Source organism: Leptotrichia sp. oral taxon 223 (assembly GCF_013394795.1).
In the GTDB taxonomy this organism is placed as follows: domain Bacteria; phylum Fusobacteriota; class Fusobacteriia; order Fusobacteriales; family Leptotrichiaceae; genus Leptotrichia.
Map to the genome: position 1 here is coordinate 1,700,865 of NZ_JABXYU010000001.1, position 15,520 is coordinate 1,716,384.

Sequence of the window (15,520 nt, forward strand, 5' to 3'; positions counted from 1 at the left end):
TATGAAATCTGAAAAACAAAAGATAAAAAAAGTATACATGCTGTATCATAGAGATGAAAAGGATGACGATAAATTAATAGGATTTTTTTCAACAAAGGAAAAGGCATTGGAAATTGTTGATAAATGGAAAGAAATGAAAGGTTTTAGGGATTTTCCTGAAGGATTTAAAATTAGAACCATGATAATTGGGAAAGATTACTACACAAAAGGGTTTAAATCTAAAAGCCTTAAATAATTAGGAGAAACTATGGAAATATGGATTTTATCACATGGATATGATTATGGAGATGTCTATGATAAATATAAGTGGAATGACGAAGCAAGGTTTTTAGGTGCCTATTATACAAAGGAAGAAGGATTGAAAGCACTGGAAAAATATAAAAAAATCAAAGGATTTTGTTCACATTTGGATGGGTTCTGGCTAGAAAAGCATCATTTGGATAAATATACTGGATGGGAAGGTGGTTATGTTACTTATTATAAAGAAGATGAGGTAAAAATTGATAATTCAAAAAATCAAAAATTATATGTACTTTCTCATTTTTATTATACTGATAAAGATAAAATAAAAGAAAAACATCGAATTTTATCAGTATGTTTGTCAAAATTAGAAGCTAGGAAGAAAATAAAGGAATATCAGAAAATAGAAGGATTTTCTTCACATATTTCTAATTTTTACATTGAAGAATATATTTTGGATGAAGAAAAAAATAAATAAAAGAAGGAGAGGCTATACAAATTTAGCAAATTGATTATTATGGAAAATGAAAATAAAAACGTAGATGAGATTTTGGATGAAAAAAAAGAAGAAAAAGCAGGAAAGGAAAATCCAAAATCTGGCAAGAAAACAGGGGTAATTTTGGGGATAACGGCTTTATTAATTTTAGGAATTATAATTTTTGGAATGATATTTAACAGGAAAAATGTTAATTCTGGAAATAATGTCGTGAATGAAGAAGAGGATGATAAGATTTTCAGGATTGATCCGATAAAGAATCCGCAAGTTACCTATTATAATTTTCGTGGGGAAGTTTATCCTGACTGGGCTAAATTTGGGCTGACTCGAAGCAATGGAGCGAGAGGTCATCAAGGAATTGATATTTTTGCGTTGCCAGGAACGGATGTTTATGCTGTGCTGGATGGGAAAATTGTGGATATGTATGTGGATAAAACAGGGTATGGATTAAATTTTTACTTGGAAGTTAATCCAAAGGAACTTGAAAAAATAAAAAGAAAAAATTACAAGCCTAAAGAAAGTGCAAGAGAATGGGCATACAGCCCAAATTATGATCCGAATACAATGCAAATAAAATACATCAGATATTGCCATTTAAGTGAAGTGAATGTAAAAATCGGAGATACAGTAAAGGCTGGACAAGTAATAGCTAAATCAGGTACAACTGGAAATGCAAGTGGAACACATGCTCCTCATCTACATTTTGAGATAGCTTTTGAAATGAGAGGAAAAGGACTTATAAACAGAGTTGATCCAGAAATGTACTTTAAAATAAAAAATGGGGATAAAATGACGAAACAAGAGATAAAAGCTCAAACTGAAGCGGCTAAAACAGAGTGGTTTGAAACAAAGGGCTATGATGCCGGCTTTAGAGATAAGAGCATATTTGTAGAAAAAAAGGAGAATCCAGATGGAAGTAAGATGGGAAAAAATATGAATAAAGTTGGCAATTTAAAAAGTAAGAAAATTAGAAAAAAATAATTTTTTTAATTAGCAATGATGACACTTAGGAGGAAATTTTTATGGAATTATTTAATAAATTATTTAAGAAAGAAAATGAAAAAGAGAATGATGCTGAAACAGTTTCTGAAGAAATAAATATAGATGGCTGGGATGCTATTACAGAAACTTTTAATAAACTTTATCCAGACCAGAAAAATCCATTGCATTATGCGGCAATGATAAAATGGAGATTTGGTGGAAATGATCCTTTGGATGGTATTAGTATTTATGATGGAGGAGATTATTGGCACTTTGTTACTTATGGATTGTCTGAACTGCATGAAAAAGTAAGTGAAAATGCAGAATATAGCGGTTATGGAATGGAATTTACATTAAAATTAAAAAAAGATAATTATGCTGATGAGGAAGCTGAATTAAAGGGAATTTGTGGAATTTTGCAAACAATTGCAAGAGCGACATTTTCTAGTGGAGAAATATTTAGACCGTATGAATATTTATACACAGGGCAAACGGAAGGAATGGATGTAAATAAAAAATCAAATATTACAGGATTTATTACTATTCCTGATGAAAAAGCTGGAATAATTGATACAGTTAACGGAAAAGTGGAATTTATACAATTTATCGGAGTAACTGATAATGAACTGAAAGCAATTCAAAATAAAGAGACAACTGTTAAAGAATTATATGAAAAATTAAACAGCGATGTAACAAACTATAGTAGAAAATCAGTATTTTAAATAAAAAAGAGAGTATAAAGGACAAATTCCTAAATATTCTCTTTTCTTCATTCACAAGTTTTATTTTTTCTTTCAAATTTTTAGATAAATCAAGTTTCTTTATTTTATTTTTATATTTTGCATAATTATGCGTTGGTAACAAGCGTTATTAATTCTTCAATAGTTTTTGCACCAACTGATTTTTGCTCTCCATTTATAAATACAACTGGTACTGCCTGAATATCTTTTTCTTTTGCTTCTTCAAAAAATACTGCACTGTCTACCATTGTTGCTGTGATGTTTTTATTATTTGTTGAAATTAGATTTAAGGCTTGAACTACGTCTGGACAATGTGTGCAAGATAACGAAACAAACGTTTCGATATTTACAGGCTTATTAACTGATTCAACTTTTGAAAGCTGTTCCCCTTCCAGTTTTTTTCCAAGTCCCGCAAGTCCTAAAACTGCTAGAATAAAGCTGTTAAATTCATGTCCTCCAGGAATACCTGAAAAATTAATTCCAGTATTTTCTCCATCTTTTAAAATTGTAAAAGATGTTGGACGAGTAAGATTTGCTTTTTCCAAATCAGCCTTATCATTGTCAAATGATTTTTTTACATAGTTCACTTTTCCAGAAATTGCATCAACTTCTTGTAAAAAGCTATCTAATTCAGCTGATTTTTCGCTATTATTCAAAAATGCAACTAATTCAATGTTTCCATTAATTTTATCAAAATAACCTTTTAACTGTTCTACAATATTGTTATCTAATAAAGCCATTTTCCCTCCTTCTGATTTATTAAGTTTAAAATTATTAGATTTTACCTACTAAATCTAATCCTGGTTTTAAAGTAGCTTCTCCTTCTTTCCATTTTGCCGGACAAACTAATCCTGGATTGTCAGCTACGAATTTTGCAGCTTTTGCTCTTCTTACTAATTCTGATGCATCTCTTCCGATTCCTTCGTCATTTACTTCGTAAGCAACAATTTTTCCTTCAGGATTTACAACGAAAGTCCCTCTGTAAGCTAGCCCGCTTTCTTCATTCAATACTTCAAATTCTCTTGAAATAGCTTTTGTTGGATCTCCAATCATTGTGTATTTAACTTTTCCGATTGCTTCTGAGTGATCGTGCCACGCTTTGTGGGTAAAATGAGTATCTGTACTTACTGAATAAACGTTAAATCCTAATTTTTCCAATTCTTCCCTGTGATCTTCCAGATCTTCCAATTCAGTTGGGCACACAAATGTAAAATCAGCTGGATAAAATACGAAAATATTCCATTTCCCTAACATATCCTTTTCAAAGTTCACTTCTCTGAATTCTTTGTTTTGATAAGCCTGAGCTGTAAAATTTTCAATTTTTTTTCCTATTAAAGACATAATTTCCTCCTAATTTAATAATATTATTATTTTTAATTTGAAATGATTACAAATATTTCTTGGTTACATTATACCATAAAAAATTATTTTGTCAAATAAAATTTATATTTATATTTCAAAGAAATTGTGATAAAATTTTATTATGTATTTAAGGCTATTAAAATTCGAGGCACATTGGAAAATATATAATTTTAATTTAAAAAAGATTTTATGATAATAGAAAAAAGGGAGAATAAATATGTATAAAGTATTAATTGCTGACGATAATAAGCAAATTGCGTCAATACTGGCGGAATATTGCAAGAAAAATAAATTTATTGTGAATACTGTTTTTAATGGGGAAGATGCTTTGAAGGAAATTAAGGAAAATGAGTTTGATATAGTGCTGCTGGATGTAATGATGCCAAAAAAGGACGGTTTTGATGTATGCAGGGAAGTGCGTACTTTTTCAAATGTTCCGATTATAATGATTACGGCACGGGGAGAGGACTATGAGAAAATAATGGGGCTGGAAATAGGGGCAGATGACTACATTGTGAAGCCGTTTTCACCAGGAGAGATTATAGCTAGAATAAATGCAATTTTACGTAGAATAACACCTAAAAATGATGAAAGTGCAAAAACTTTCACATTTGACAATCTTGAGATCGATTTAAATAATTTTACGGTAAAGATAAATGATGAAATAATTTCGTTAACTAAGAAAGAAATAGAGATTTTATGGACTCTTGCAACAAATCAGAACAAAGTTTTTACAAGAGAAAATTTGCTGGATTTAATTTGGGGATTTGACTATTTTGGAGAAAGCCGTACTGTTGATACACATATAAAAAGGCTTCGTGCAAAACTGGACAATTATAAGCACGAGAACTGGAATATTAAGACAATTTGGGGAGTTGGCTACAAATTTGATATTTTGGAAAAATAAAAAAAGGGAGTGAATTTTTTAGATGAGTAAAAAAATTAGAAAAATTCTGTTTAATGGAGAGGAGTATCCGCCAGAAACATTTCGGTTGGGAATGATGCTGTGCATGGTTGGAGGATTTATGGACGCATACACATTTATTACCCGTGGAAAAGTCCTTGCTAATGCACAGACTGGGAACATTGTTTATTTAGCGATAAATTTAGGAAAAGGGGAGCTTGGAAAATCCTTCTATTATTTTATGCCAATTTTATTTTTTGCGTTGGGAATACTGTTTACTGAACTTATCAAAACAAGATTTGAAAAGCATAAAATTTTTAGATGGCAGCAAATTGTAATAATTTATCAAATCATAATAATGTTTTTTATTTCTTTTGTTCCAAGCGGAAACTGGAACATCGTTGTAAATATAATTATGTCCTTTATTGCTGCAATTCAATATCAGTGCTTTAGAAAAATTAGAGGATTAGCAGGAGCGACAACAATGTGTACAGGAAATTTGCGAAGCGGAATGGATAATTTAGTTAAATATATCAAAACTGAGGACAAATCACATTTAGAAAGTTTCTGGATATATTTAGGATTAGACGGCTTCTTCCTTATCGGATCATTACTTTGCGTAATTTTAGTAAATATATTTGGAATAACCTCTCTGCTAGTTTGCTGTATTTTATTAGTTTTTGTATTTGCGATAATGTTTAAGGAAACTATTTAGAAAATTTATTAAAAGGAAATATATGGATAAAAATAAATTAAAAGAAGAGTGGCTGAAAGAAGAAAAAATGGCACATATACACGGCTGGGATTTTTCTCATATTTATGGACGTTATTCAGAAGAGGAAAATTTACCTTGGGATTTTAGAACAATCATAAATAAGTATTTGAAAGATAATATGAAATTGCTGGATATGGAAACAGGCGGTGGAGAGTTTTTGCTTTCATTAAATCATCCAAAACATAACACATCAGCAATTGAAGGTTATCAGCCAAATGTTGAACTGTGTAAAAAAGTATTGCTTCCATTGGGAATAGATTTTAAAGAAGCGGATGGAGATGAAAAACTCCCTTTTGAAAATGAATATTTTGACATAATTACCAATCGGCATGGGGCTTATAATGTTACAGAATTAAAAAGAGTCTTGAAAAAAGATGGAATTTTTATTACACAGCAGGTAGGGGCAGAAAATGATAGGGAACTTGTTGAAATATTACTACCTAAATATAAAGATTTACCGTACGCTGAGCATTATCTCAATATTAAACAGCAGGAAATTTCTGAACAAGGATTTGAAATATTAGAAAGTGGGGAAACATTTCAACCAATAAAGTTTTTTGATACAGGAGCTCTTGTATGGTTTGCGAAAATTATCGAATGGGAATTTCCAAATTTTTCAGTCGAAAGTCATCTTGACAATTTGTATAAAGTACAGGAAATAATTGAGTCAAATGGAGCAGTGGAAGGAAGGATTCATAGATTTTATATTGTGGGTAAGAAGATTTGATTTGTTGTTGTAATTTAATTGGAAAAAATTCTAGAAAAATAGGAGGTATTTAAAATTGAATAATTACAATCCGCCTTTTCAAATAACTGAAAAAATGACAGTATTAATAGGTGAAATAAGTGAAGAAATAGGGAGAATGTCTATTTTTCAGGAAAAAATTTCAAATCCACATTTAAGGAGAGAAAACAGAATAAAAACAATTCATTCTTCACTTGCTATTGAACATAATTCTCTCTCGCTGGAACAAGTTACAGCCATATTAGACGGAAAAAGAGTTTTAGGAAATCCTAATGAAATAAAAGAAGTAAAGAATGCTTATGAAGCGTATGAACTATTAACTAAGTTAAATCCATTTTCAGTAAAGGATTTATTGAATGCTCACAGATTGATGATGAATGGGCTGGTTAAGGAAAACGGTAAATTTCGTTCTCAAGGGGTTGGTATTTTTGCTGGAAGAAAAGTAGTACATATTGCTCCGCCAGCAGATTTAGTGCCTAAGCATATAAGCAGTTTAATTTCATGGTACAAGACTTCTTCTGTACATCCATTGATTAAAGGTGCTGTTTTTCATTATGAATTTGAATTTATCCATCCATTTTCAGATGGAAATGGTCGTATTGGAAGAATGTGGCATACTTTACTGCTTGGGAAATGGAAAAAAATATTTTTTTGGCTTCCAATAGAGGAATTGATAAAAAAAGAACAGAAAGAATATTATGATACTCTTGCAATAGCTGATAAAGAAGGTGAGAGTACAATATTTGTAGAGTTCATGCTTAAAATTATAAACGATAGTTTAAAAGAAATTAAAACTTCTGAAAGAATAACCGACCAAGATAACGACCAAGTAACCGTACAAGATAGTGACCAGGATAAAAATCCAGTTGAAAAATTACTTAGTGTCCTTGGAGATAATGTTTTATCAGCAACAGAAATTATGAAAAAATTAAATTTAGTACATAAACCTACTTTTAGAAAAAATTATTTAAATCCTGCCTTAGAGGCAAAATTGATTGAAAGGACAATTCCCGACAAACCTAACAGTAAAAATCAGAAATACAGGAAATCAGAAAAAATTATTAAAAGATAAAAGGGATTGGAAAGGCGGTAAAAATAATGAATCTTATAGATAAAAATACCAAAGTTTACTGTATAAGCACCTTTTTACTATTTTTAGCTTCCACAATGCCACATTCTATTTTGACTGTACTTTTTCTGAAAAAAGGCTTGTTAATGTCGCAGATTGTGCTAATGCAGTCTTTTTTTAACCTTTCAATGATTATTTTTGAGATTCCAAGTGGAGTAATGTCGGATTTATATTCACGAAAAAAAGTCTATATTTTATCATTGCTTACATTGATTATAACTTTTTTCCTAATTATATTTTCTAAAAGCCTGTTTTGGTTATCAGTCGCATATACAATATATGGATTGGCAAATGCACTGGAAACTGGAACAATTGATGTAGTTTTAATAAATAGTTTGAAAAATAATGAAACTGGATTGCAAAAATTTTTAAAATATCAAAAGCAGATTTCGACTTTTTCTTCTATTTTAGGTTCAGGAATAGGATTTTTACTTTATTTTAAGATAGGTGTAAATATTTATTTTATTTCCATTGTTTTAATATTTTTCAATATGTTTCTAATAGCCTTATTTTTTTCAGCTGAGAATAAAAAAGCAAATGAAAATATAAACTTTCAAATTTTTAAAAGGCATATAGCCGAGTGCATTTCTGAATTGAAAGAAAAAAAAGTGATGAAATATTATTTTATATTTTTTGGAATTATACAAATTTTTATCCAGAGCCATTTTCAATTGTGGCAAAAACTTTTTTTAGATAAAGGAATTGGAGAAAAGAATTTTTTTGTAATGTATGTGCTGTTTCAAATAATTGTAATTATTGCATACAATACAAATATTCTGCTTATAAATACGAAGAAATTGTATTTATTGTTAATTTTAATATTTTTAATGGCAATAACTGTAATAATATTAAAAAATAATCTAATATTTACAGGGATATACCTAATATTATGTACAATTTTTTTCATAATTAACTATTATTTTGAATTTCACTTTAATAAAATCCTGTCAAAGGAAAAAAAAATCATTTTTTTCAAGGATTTTTTCATTCGGAACGTTATTTATTTCCAGCTTATTATTAAGAAAAATTAGTGTTGTTAATTTATTTGTGATAAATGTTACAGTTGTTATTTTTGTGGTTATGTATTTAATTTTTAGAATTAATAAACTGATATTTGCAAGTAAAAATTAAGCAATATGAATAAAAAGAAAATGTAACCGACTAGGATAGCGACTAGGTTAATCATACATGGTCGGATATTTTTTTTGATGAGAGAATTTTTTTGTATAGTTTTAACTGAAATATCAAGTATAACTTTATTGTTAATTTATTGTATATTATCAATTCTGACACTTGTGATAATATTTTAAAGAAACTATTTAAAAGATAGAGATTGTAAAAATATTATAATATATTTGAAAATTTAAAATCTATTGTATTTTTTAAATTTGATTATTTTATAAATTATAAAAATTATAATAAAATCAATATTTATTATTTTTGATTTTAAAAAACTTAATTAAAATGGTCAAAACAAACTTAGAAAAAAATTTGTATTTTTTTGAAAATATGGTAAAATAAGTAGGTAAATTTAATATACATAATGTTATCTCAAAATAATATTATTTTTTATTATTGACTAGGAGCAAAAATGAGAAAATATAAGAAATTAAAAGAAAAAGTAAATAAACAGTTTGAAAATATAATTAGTAAATCAGATGAAGTTAGTAAAAATATGGAAGAATTTATTGAAATAAATAATAAAATGCTTGATAATTTTGAAAATTTGGATAAAGTTGTAGAAGATATTGATAGAGAATTTGCTGAAAAAACAGGAATTTTCAACAAAAAAGATCAAATGTTTTTATGGACTGCAGTTGCTTTACATATATCAAGAATTTATATAATAAGCGAAATAACTAAGATAGAAAAAGCGGGAGAAGGAAAACTTGAAAAATCTTTAAAAAATTTTCAAAAAGAAATATTTAAAAATTTTGAAAATAAAAACGATAAAATAAATCAAGAATATAGAGCTTCATTAAAACAAATTTTAACAGACAAAGTACCATATGATGCTACAAAAGGAGGGAGGAAATTTGAAATTTTTAAAGGAGCGAATCATAGATTTGCTACGCTTGGCCATGATCCAATTTTAGGATACATATTTGGAACTGCAAATATATTAACAAATACTATAACGACTATTCAAATTCCTTTAATATCAACATATCATATTAAATATAATGAGATATATGGAAATCCTCAAATTACTGAATTGGCTTCAACAATATTAATGTTTTCAAAAGTAGGAGAAAGAATAAAAGAAGATAAAATAGCAGTGGCTTTAGCAGTAATTAAACAGATAATACACATAGGAACAGATTTGTATACACCAAAAGGTATTCAAATTCCAGGTGCTAATTTAGTTTTATCTAAAAAAAATGCAGAAAATTTGACAAGATATATAAATACAGGAAATATAATAAAAGTTACTTCTTCAGTAATTATAGCAATAGTTATAAATTTTATAATTAGTATACTTCATAATTTGTTATATGATGAAAATGATGATACTTCAAGAGATTTATATAATGTAAGAACACAGAAAATAGTAAAAGTTTCTAACATAATCGCTAAAGCTCTAAATATAGTATATGTTGGTGCTAATATAGGAATAGGAATGTATAAAGGAAATCCTGCATCAATAAAAGAGGGAGTAAAAAGAATCGATTTAGGAGGTTACATAGTTGCAGTTCATCAAATTGTGAAAAGTTCTTTGGTACAAGAAAAAATAAGAAGAGAGTATTTGGAAAATAAATTATATGATAAATTTTTAGGAGAAAATTATAGTTTTTTAGAGGAGGAATAAGGTAATGTTTGGAAATAAAAAAAGTTTTAATGAAGGAATGAAAAGTGGAATAAGACTTTCAGAAGAAATTGTTAAAAGAGATACAAGAGCAATAAACAAACTGTATGAAATACTTAAAAATATAACGGGAGATACAAGAGAATTAAAGGAAACCTTTGAAGAGGTTATAAAAAGTCTAGAAAACTCAGAAATAGAAAAATTATTTGGCATAGTGAAAACATCAAGTCCAAATGATTTAGAAGAAGAAAAAATAATATTATTACAAATTTTAGTAAATATTTCAAAAAGATATGGAAGTAATAGTAATCAAAAAGAATTTTTAAGAAATTTAACACTTTATTTTGAGATTAATTTTGAAGATTTGTTAAAGGAAAATAACTTTAAAAAAGCAATAGATAATATTGATAGCAAAAAATCAGAAAAAATAATGTATAAAATTATAAAGGAATATTTATATTTAGAAAATAATACTAATAATTATGGAAATAAATATGATGAATATTTATCATTATTTGTATATGGATTTGCAGATAATAAAAATATAGAAAATGAAGTTGAGTTTAAAGTTATTATTTTTGGTAAAGAAATTTTGTATCAGCAATTTTCAAAATATAGTTATAATTTTGAAAATACAAAAAAAAATAATTCAGTTGAAGAAAAAATCAATATAAAAGATTACTACATAGAAACAGAAGAAAAAGAAAAAACAGAAATAACAAAAGAAATTTTTGAATTATATTTAAAGGATTACAATGATAATACTGCAAAAAATAAATATTATGAAATTATAAGTTATGATATATATGTAGAAACTACAAATTTTATAGTTTATCCTAAAAATGATAAATTAATTTCATTGAATAAAGAAACAAAAGAAAAAACAGATATTGTGTTAAATTTTGAAATATCAAAACAGTATATGACTAATGAACTTTTTAGAAATAAAAAGATAACTTCATATAATGATATACTGTATATAATAGCTGAAAATAACGAAGTTCATTTTCATAATATAGTTAAAAACAAAACTGGTAAAATTGAACTTCCAAAATCAAAGTATAAAAAATTTAATATAAAAGTTGATAAAAATATTTTATGTTACTTGAATAATTGTTCAAATATATTTTTAATGGATACAGGAAAGTATTATAAACATTTTAGTATAACTGAAAAAATTAATTCTCTTCCCTTTTTTGTAGGATGTGCGGGAATAGAAAAATTTGATATACTATCTAGTTATCCTAATAACATTGTTTCGGGTATTTCAAGTCCAAAAGAATATTATGTGAAATATTATAAAGAAAATTATATTTGTAAATCAATAGAAAAAAACCATTTTTTTATAATAAAAAATAAAGATATATATTTTTTATCTGCAGATGATAAAACATGGAAATTAAAAAGATTTAATATTGAAACAGAATTTATGGAAGATTATTCTTTGGAATTTGAAAAAAAAGATTGGCTTAATAATAAATATAAAATTTTAAAAATAGGAGAATATTTAAATATTATTTATTTAATATTCTATATAAATAAAAGAATCGATATTGTAAGTATTAATTTAAATAATAAAAAAATTAAAAATTCGTTTTTAGGTATAAAACAAAGTATATTTTGGAATAAAACACAAATAGAAGAATGTAATAATTTTTTAGTGATGCGTGACATAGAAAATAATAAAATATACATGTATGATTTTGACATGACTAAAGATAAATTAATAATTTCTAGAAATCAAGGAAATTATATAAAATTAGGAAAATTTTTAACAACACAGAACAAAGATAAAATTTATGAATTGAAATAAAAAGTTTAGGAGAAAATATAAAAATGAGTTATTATAAAGAATTAAAAATATTGGGATTTAGAGGATTTAGTCAAGAAGGTAAAATAGAGTTTGCAATTCCAAATGAAAAAGAAGAAGGAAGCGGATTAACAATACTGATGGGAGAAAATAATAGTGGTAAAACAAGCATATTAGAAGCTCTAAGAATGATTGACATTGCGAAAAGTAATGGAAACCAAATTGAAATATCTGAAGGGAAAAGGAATAGGATAAATGGAAGTTCAGTAAAAATAACTTTGATAACCGAAGAAGAAGAAGAAATAGTTCTTACAACTGAAGATGATTCCCCAAGTGCAAAATTAAAATTTGAAAAAGAAAAAATGAATAAAAACAACATATACGCTTTAAAATCTAAACGTGAAATGTCAACTTTTGATTATACTAGTAATGGTCCTTTAAGTAAGAAACAAATTAGAGAATATAGTTTAGATAGAGATAGTCATTCTAATAGGGTAAGAGAGATGTTTTGGTCAAGATTAAAAGATATAGAAAAAAAGAACAAGAAAAAAGAATATTCAGAATTAATTGATGCAATAATAGGGAAAAAATTAGAGTGGGTATTAGAAGTCAATGATGCGGAACAAAATTATATAAAATATAAAATAAATGAAAAAGAAAATCATAATAGTGAAGGAATTGGAGATGGTATTATAAATGTATTTTTTTTAGCAGAAAAATTATTCGAGTCTGAAAAGGGAGATTTAATAGTTATAGATGAGCCAGAACTATCTTTACATCCTAGTTTGCAGAAAAATGTTTTAAAAAAATTATTGAAATTTTCTAAAGATAGACAAATAATAATTTCAACCCATTCTCCTTATTTTATTGATAGTAAAGCAATTATCAATGGTGCAAAATTAATTAGAATTGTTAAAGAAGAGGAAGGAATAGAATGTTATAGTTTAAATAATGTAGAGATTTTTAAAAAAAGTACGGAAAATTTTTCAAATCCACATATTTTAGGATTGGTAGCGAAAGAAATATTTTTCTCTGGAGATAAAATAATTTTAGTAGAAGGTCAAGAAGATGTAGTTTATTATAAAAAAATATTTGATACGTTTATAAATGTAAATACAGAAAATGATTTAAAAGAAAAAACTGAAAAAGTAAAGAACTTTCTTTTTGGATGGGGTTGTGGAGGTGCTGAAAATGCAAGAAATATGTTAGAAATGTTTAGAGAATTTGGGTATAAAAAAATATTCTGTATATTAGATGGTGATAAAAAAGACAAAATGGAAGAATTAAAAAAAGAATATCCTGAGTATAGATTTACAACAATTTCAAAAGATGATATTAGAGATAAAAAAGGAAAGCTTAAAAAAAAAGAGATAGAAATAATTTTTGGAATATTTAATTCAGAAAAAGATGAGAACAAAAGAAGAAGATTAGAAGCTTTAGGATCAAAAGAAGGATTACTAAAAGAAAATGGAGACTTTAAAAATAATGAAAGTAAAAAAGAAATGAAAGAATTAATATTGTGTATGTATGATTATTTTTTTGAAAAACAATAGATGTCATTTTGTTCTTCTTATATAAGGTTTTAGTACAACTGATTTAAGATAGTAACCAAGATATTAACTATGATAAAAAGATTATAGATTATTTTGGATATATGAAAAATAAGAGATTAATAAGTAAATAAAACTGGGAGAAAATTAAAAAGTTTAATAACATTTCTCCCTAATTTACTTTTATTATTAATTTTTAAAAACAAATTTCTTGATTAAAAATCACTTTTTAAAATTTCCCCTTTTCTCAAATCACTTCTCATTTTTTGAATAATATCATCCATTTCATCCAGTTTTTTCAAAATTTTCTTTTCTTCAGGGCTTGTTGTAATAATTTTACTGATTCCTCCATTTTTTATTATAATTCGTTTGTCTGCTATTAGTGCCAATGTTGGGTCGTGTGTTGCCATTAATACGATTTTGTCAGATGAAACAAGTAATTCCAAGGCTTTTTTCCTGTCAATTCCTGCATTTTCGATTTCGTCAATTAGGACAATTGGAGATGAACTTAAAATAGCTGTGTCGGCAATCATCAAAGCACGGGATTGTCCACCGCTTAGGGCTGTGATTGCAGTAGTTAAGTCAAATTGCTCTCCAGCCAGATTGTTTGCAGCAGTAATGATTTTTTCCACAGTTTCGTCAATGTTTTCAATCATTCGGCTTTGAGCGTGCAGTTCCAGAAATTCCTTTACTGATAAGTCCATAACGAAATTCATGTTTTGTGATAATTGTGCAACTAGTTTGTTGTTTGAGGAATAACGCCATTTTTTGTCTGGAAGTTCACCGTTTATAAGTATTTGACGCTGTGTTGGAGTATCTTTCTGGGCAGTCCATTCGATGTCGGCAAGAAGTCTTGATTTTCCAGAGCCTGTAGGCCCAACAATGGAAATAATTTCTGATTTATGAATATCAAGTCGCTCAAATCCCTCTTTATTCCCAGATTTATCTTGCCCAGCGACAATTGTAAGCATATCAATCGAATTTTCCTCTTCCATTCCCAAAAAAAGTTTCATCTGTTCAATGTAGTCAACAAGGCTTTCTTCAATTTTTTCCACATCCAGTGCAAAGTCTTCGATTTTATCTTCTGCAAAAGTTACGATAAATTCGTGAAATGTCTTATCCTGAAAAGTTTCCACAGGCAAGTGGTTTTCAGTAAAAAAGTTTTCTGCAAAGGGATATTTATTGCTAAGTTCACTAATAGTCAATTTATTTATTAAATCGTTATTTTTCATATTTTTTCCTTTTTTTATTATTTTTATCTATTTTTTTATTGCTGTAAATTCATTTTTCGAACATTACCCATTTGGTATTTTTCACCAATTCTCTTTTCTCCTAAGCAGTAAGAACAAAGGGCTGATGGCATTGGAAATCTAAGTTCCATTCCTTGAACGCTGTCTATTTCCAGTTCTTTCTCATAAAGAAGTGTACTTAATTCGTACGCTCCCTGTCCAGTAAGCCCGTTAACGTGCATTGTTACAGCTTTTGGATTTACAGAGTTCACACGTGAGGCAAAAACTTCACGTTCAGCTTGTGAAACAATATCTCCTTTTGTAATAATCACAATATCAGCGGCTTTTAATAATGGCCCAATCTTTTTAGGCGTATTAATTCCTGATAAATTGTCGATTACACAGACTCCCTTAATGTCCTTGATATATGGCGAACATCTGTTGCAAAGTCCTGCCGATTCTGTAATTAAAATTGAAAGCTCGAGGCTGTTTCCCCATTGCACGACTTCCTCGATATTTGATACGAAGAAATGGTCTGGGCATAAAGCTCCTGAAATTCCTTTTTTTACTGGGATTCCTGCTTTTGCGTACAATTTGTCATCATCTGTGTAAAGACAGTCAAATTTTACTACTCCAACTGACATTCCTTGTGATTTTAAGGCTTCTACTGTTTTTAGAATAACGCTTGTTTTTCCTGATGATGGTGGGCCTGAAAATATTATTAAATTCATAGTTGATCTCCTTTTTTATTCT

At 27.6% G+C, this 15,520-nt stretch carries 16 protein-coding genes; 12 read left to right on the top strand and 4 right to left on the bottom strand.

The window, feature by feature from the left end:
* Position 1: 1 nt before the first annotated feature.
* Genes HW275_RS08215 through HW275_RS08230 form a run of 4 tightly spaced genes read left to right on the top strand, consistent with a single transcriptional unit; the run spans position 2 to position 2,439 of the window.
* On the top strand, positions 2 to 235 hold the full coding sequence (locus HW275_RS08215; protein WP_021746997.1) for a hypothetical protein: 234 nt from the start codon (positions 2 to 4) through the stop codon (positions 233 to 235).
* 12 nt (positions 236 to 247) lie between these two features.
* Complete coding sequence (locus tag HW275_RS08220) at positions 248 to 718, top strand: hypothetical protein (RefSeq protein ID WP_178936061.1); 471 nt, start codon at positions 248 to 250, stop codon at positions 716 to 718.
* A gap of 39 nt (positions 719 to 757) precedes the next feature.
* Positions 758 to 1,717, top strand: a complete 960-nt coding sequence (locus HW275_RS08225) for a M23 family metallopeptidase (RefSeq protein WP_178936062.1) — start codon at positions 758 to 760, stop codon at positions 1,715 to 1,717.
* Between the two features lie 41 nt (positions 1,718 to 1,758).
* Positions 1,759 to 2,439, top strand: a complete 681-nt coding sequence (locus tag HW275_RS08230; RefSeq protein WP_178936063.1) for a suppressor of fused domain protein — start codon at positions 1,759 to 1,761, stop codon at positions 2,437 to 2,439.
* Between the two features lie 125 nt (positions 2,440 to 2,564).
* Here the strand turns inward: HW275_RS08230 and HW275_RS08235 are convergent, their stop codons facing one another.
* Both HW275_RS08235 and ahpC read right to left on the bottom strand, forming a co-directional pair.
* Positions 2,565 to 3,197 (bottom strand): thioredoxin family protein, encoded by a 633-nt coding sequence (locus tag HW275_RS08235; protein WP_178936064.1) that lies wholly within the window; start codon positions 3,195 to 3,197, stop codon positions 2,565 to 2,567.
* Between the two features lie 34 nt (positions 3,198 to 3,231).
* Entirely contained in the window at positions 3,232 to 3,798 is a 567-nt protein-coding gene (ahpC, locus tag HW275_RS08240) for an alkyl hydroperoxide reductase subunit C (protein WP_178936065.1), read from the bottom strand.
* 238 nt (positions 3,799 to 4,036) lie between these two features.
* Between ahpC and HW275_RS08245 the strand changes: the two genes are divergently transcribed.
* From HW275_RS08245 to HW275_RS08280, 8 genes are all read left to right on the top strand, one after another.
* A complete protein-coding gene (locus HW275_RS08245; RefSeq protein WP_178936066.1) occupies positions 4,037 to 4,726 on the top strand; it encodes a response regulator transcription factor in 690 nt (229 codons plus the stop codon).
* A gap of 22 nt (positions 4,727 to 4,748) precedes the next feature.
* Complete coding sequence (locus HW275_RS08250; protein WP_178936067.1) at positions 4,749 to 5,438, top strand: YoaK family protein; 690 nt, start codon at positions 4,749 to 4,751, stop codon at positions 5,436 to 5,438.
* A gap of 22 nt (positions 5,439 to 5,460) precedes the next feature.
* Positions 5,461 to 6,225, top strand: coding sequence for a class I SAM-dependent methyltransferase (locus HW275_RS08255; protein ID WP_178936068.1), 765 nt, complete (start codon positions 5,461 to 5,463; stop codon positions 6,223 to 6,225).
* A gap of 55 nt (positions 6,226 to 6,280) precedes the next feature.
* A complete protein-coding gene (locus tag HW275_RS08260; RefSeq protein ID WP_255460046.1) occupies positions 6,281 to 7,315 on the top strand; it encodes a Fic family protein in 1,035 nt (344 codons plus the stop codon).
* 26 nt (positions 7,316 to 7,341) lie between these two features.
* Positions 7,342 to 8,403, top strand: coding sequence for an MFS transporter (locus HW275_RS08265; RefSeq protein WP_255460047.1), 1,062 nt, complete (start codon positions 7,342 to 7,344; stop codon positions 8,401 to 8,403).
* A 560-nt stretch (positions 8,404 to 8,963) separates the two neighbouring features.
* Positions 8,964 to 10,181, top strand: a complete 1,218-nt coding sequence (locus tag HW275_RS08270; protein WP_178936069.1) for a hypothetical protein — start codon at positions 8,964 to 8,966, stop codon at positions 10,179 to 10,181.
* A gap of 4 nt (positions 10,182 to 10,185) precedes the next feature.
* Positions 10,186 to 11,991 carry a hypothetical protein gene (locus HW275_RS08275; RefSeq protein ID WP_178936070.1) on the top strand — a complete coding sequence of 602 codons (1,806 nt, stop codon included), beginning with the start codon at positions 10,186 to 10,188 and terminating at the stop codon, positions 11,989 to 11,991.
* A 23-nt stretch (positions 11,992 to 12,014) separates the two neighbouring features.
* The gene (locus tag HW275_RS08280; protein WP_178936071.1) at positions 12,015 to 13,541 is read left to right on the top strand and encodes an ATP-dependent endonuclease; all 1,527 of its coding nucleotides are present in this window, start codon (positions 12,015 to 12,017) and stop codon (positions 13,539 to 13,541) included.
* A gap of 212 nt (positions 13,542 to 13,753) precedes the next feature.
* Here the strand turns inward: HW275_RS08280 and HW275_RS08285 are convergent, their stop codons facing one another.
* Entirely contained in the window at positions 13,754 to 14,770 is a 1,017-nt protein-coding gene (locus tag HW275_RS08285; protein ID WP_178936072.1) for an ATP-binding cassette domain-containing protein, read from the bottom strand.
* A 35-nt stretch (positions 14,771 to 14,805) separates the two neighbouring features.
* Entirely contained in the window at positions 14,806 to 15,498 is a 693-nt protein-coding gene (locus HW275_RS08290; protein WP_178936073.1) for a GTP-binding protein, read from the bottom strand.
* Between the last annotated feature and the right edge of the window lie 22 nt (positions 15,499 to 15,520).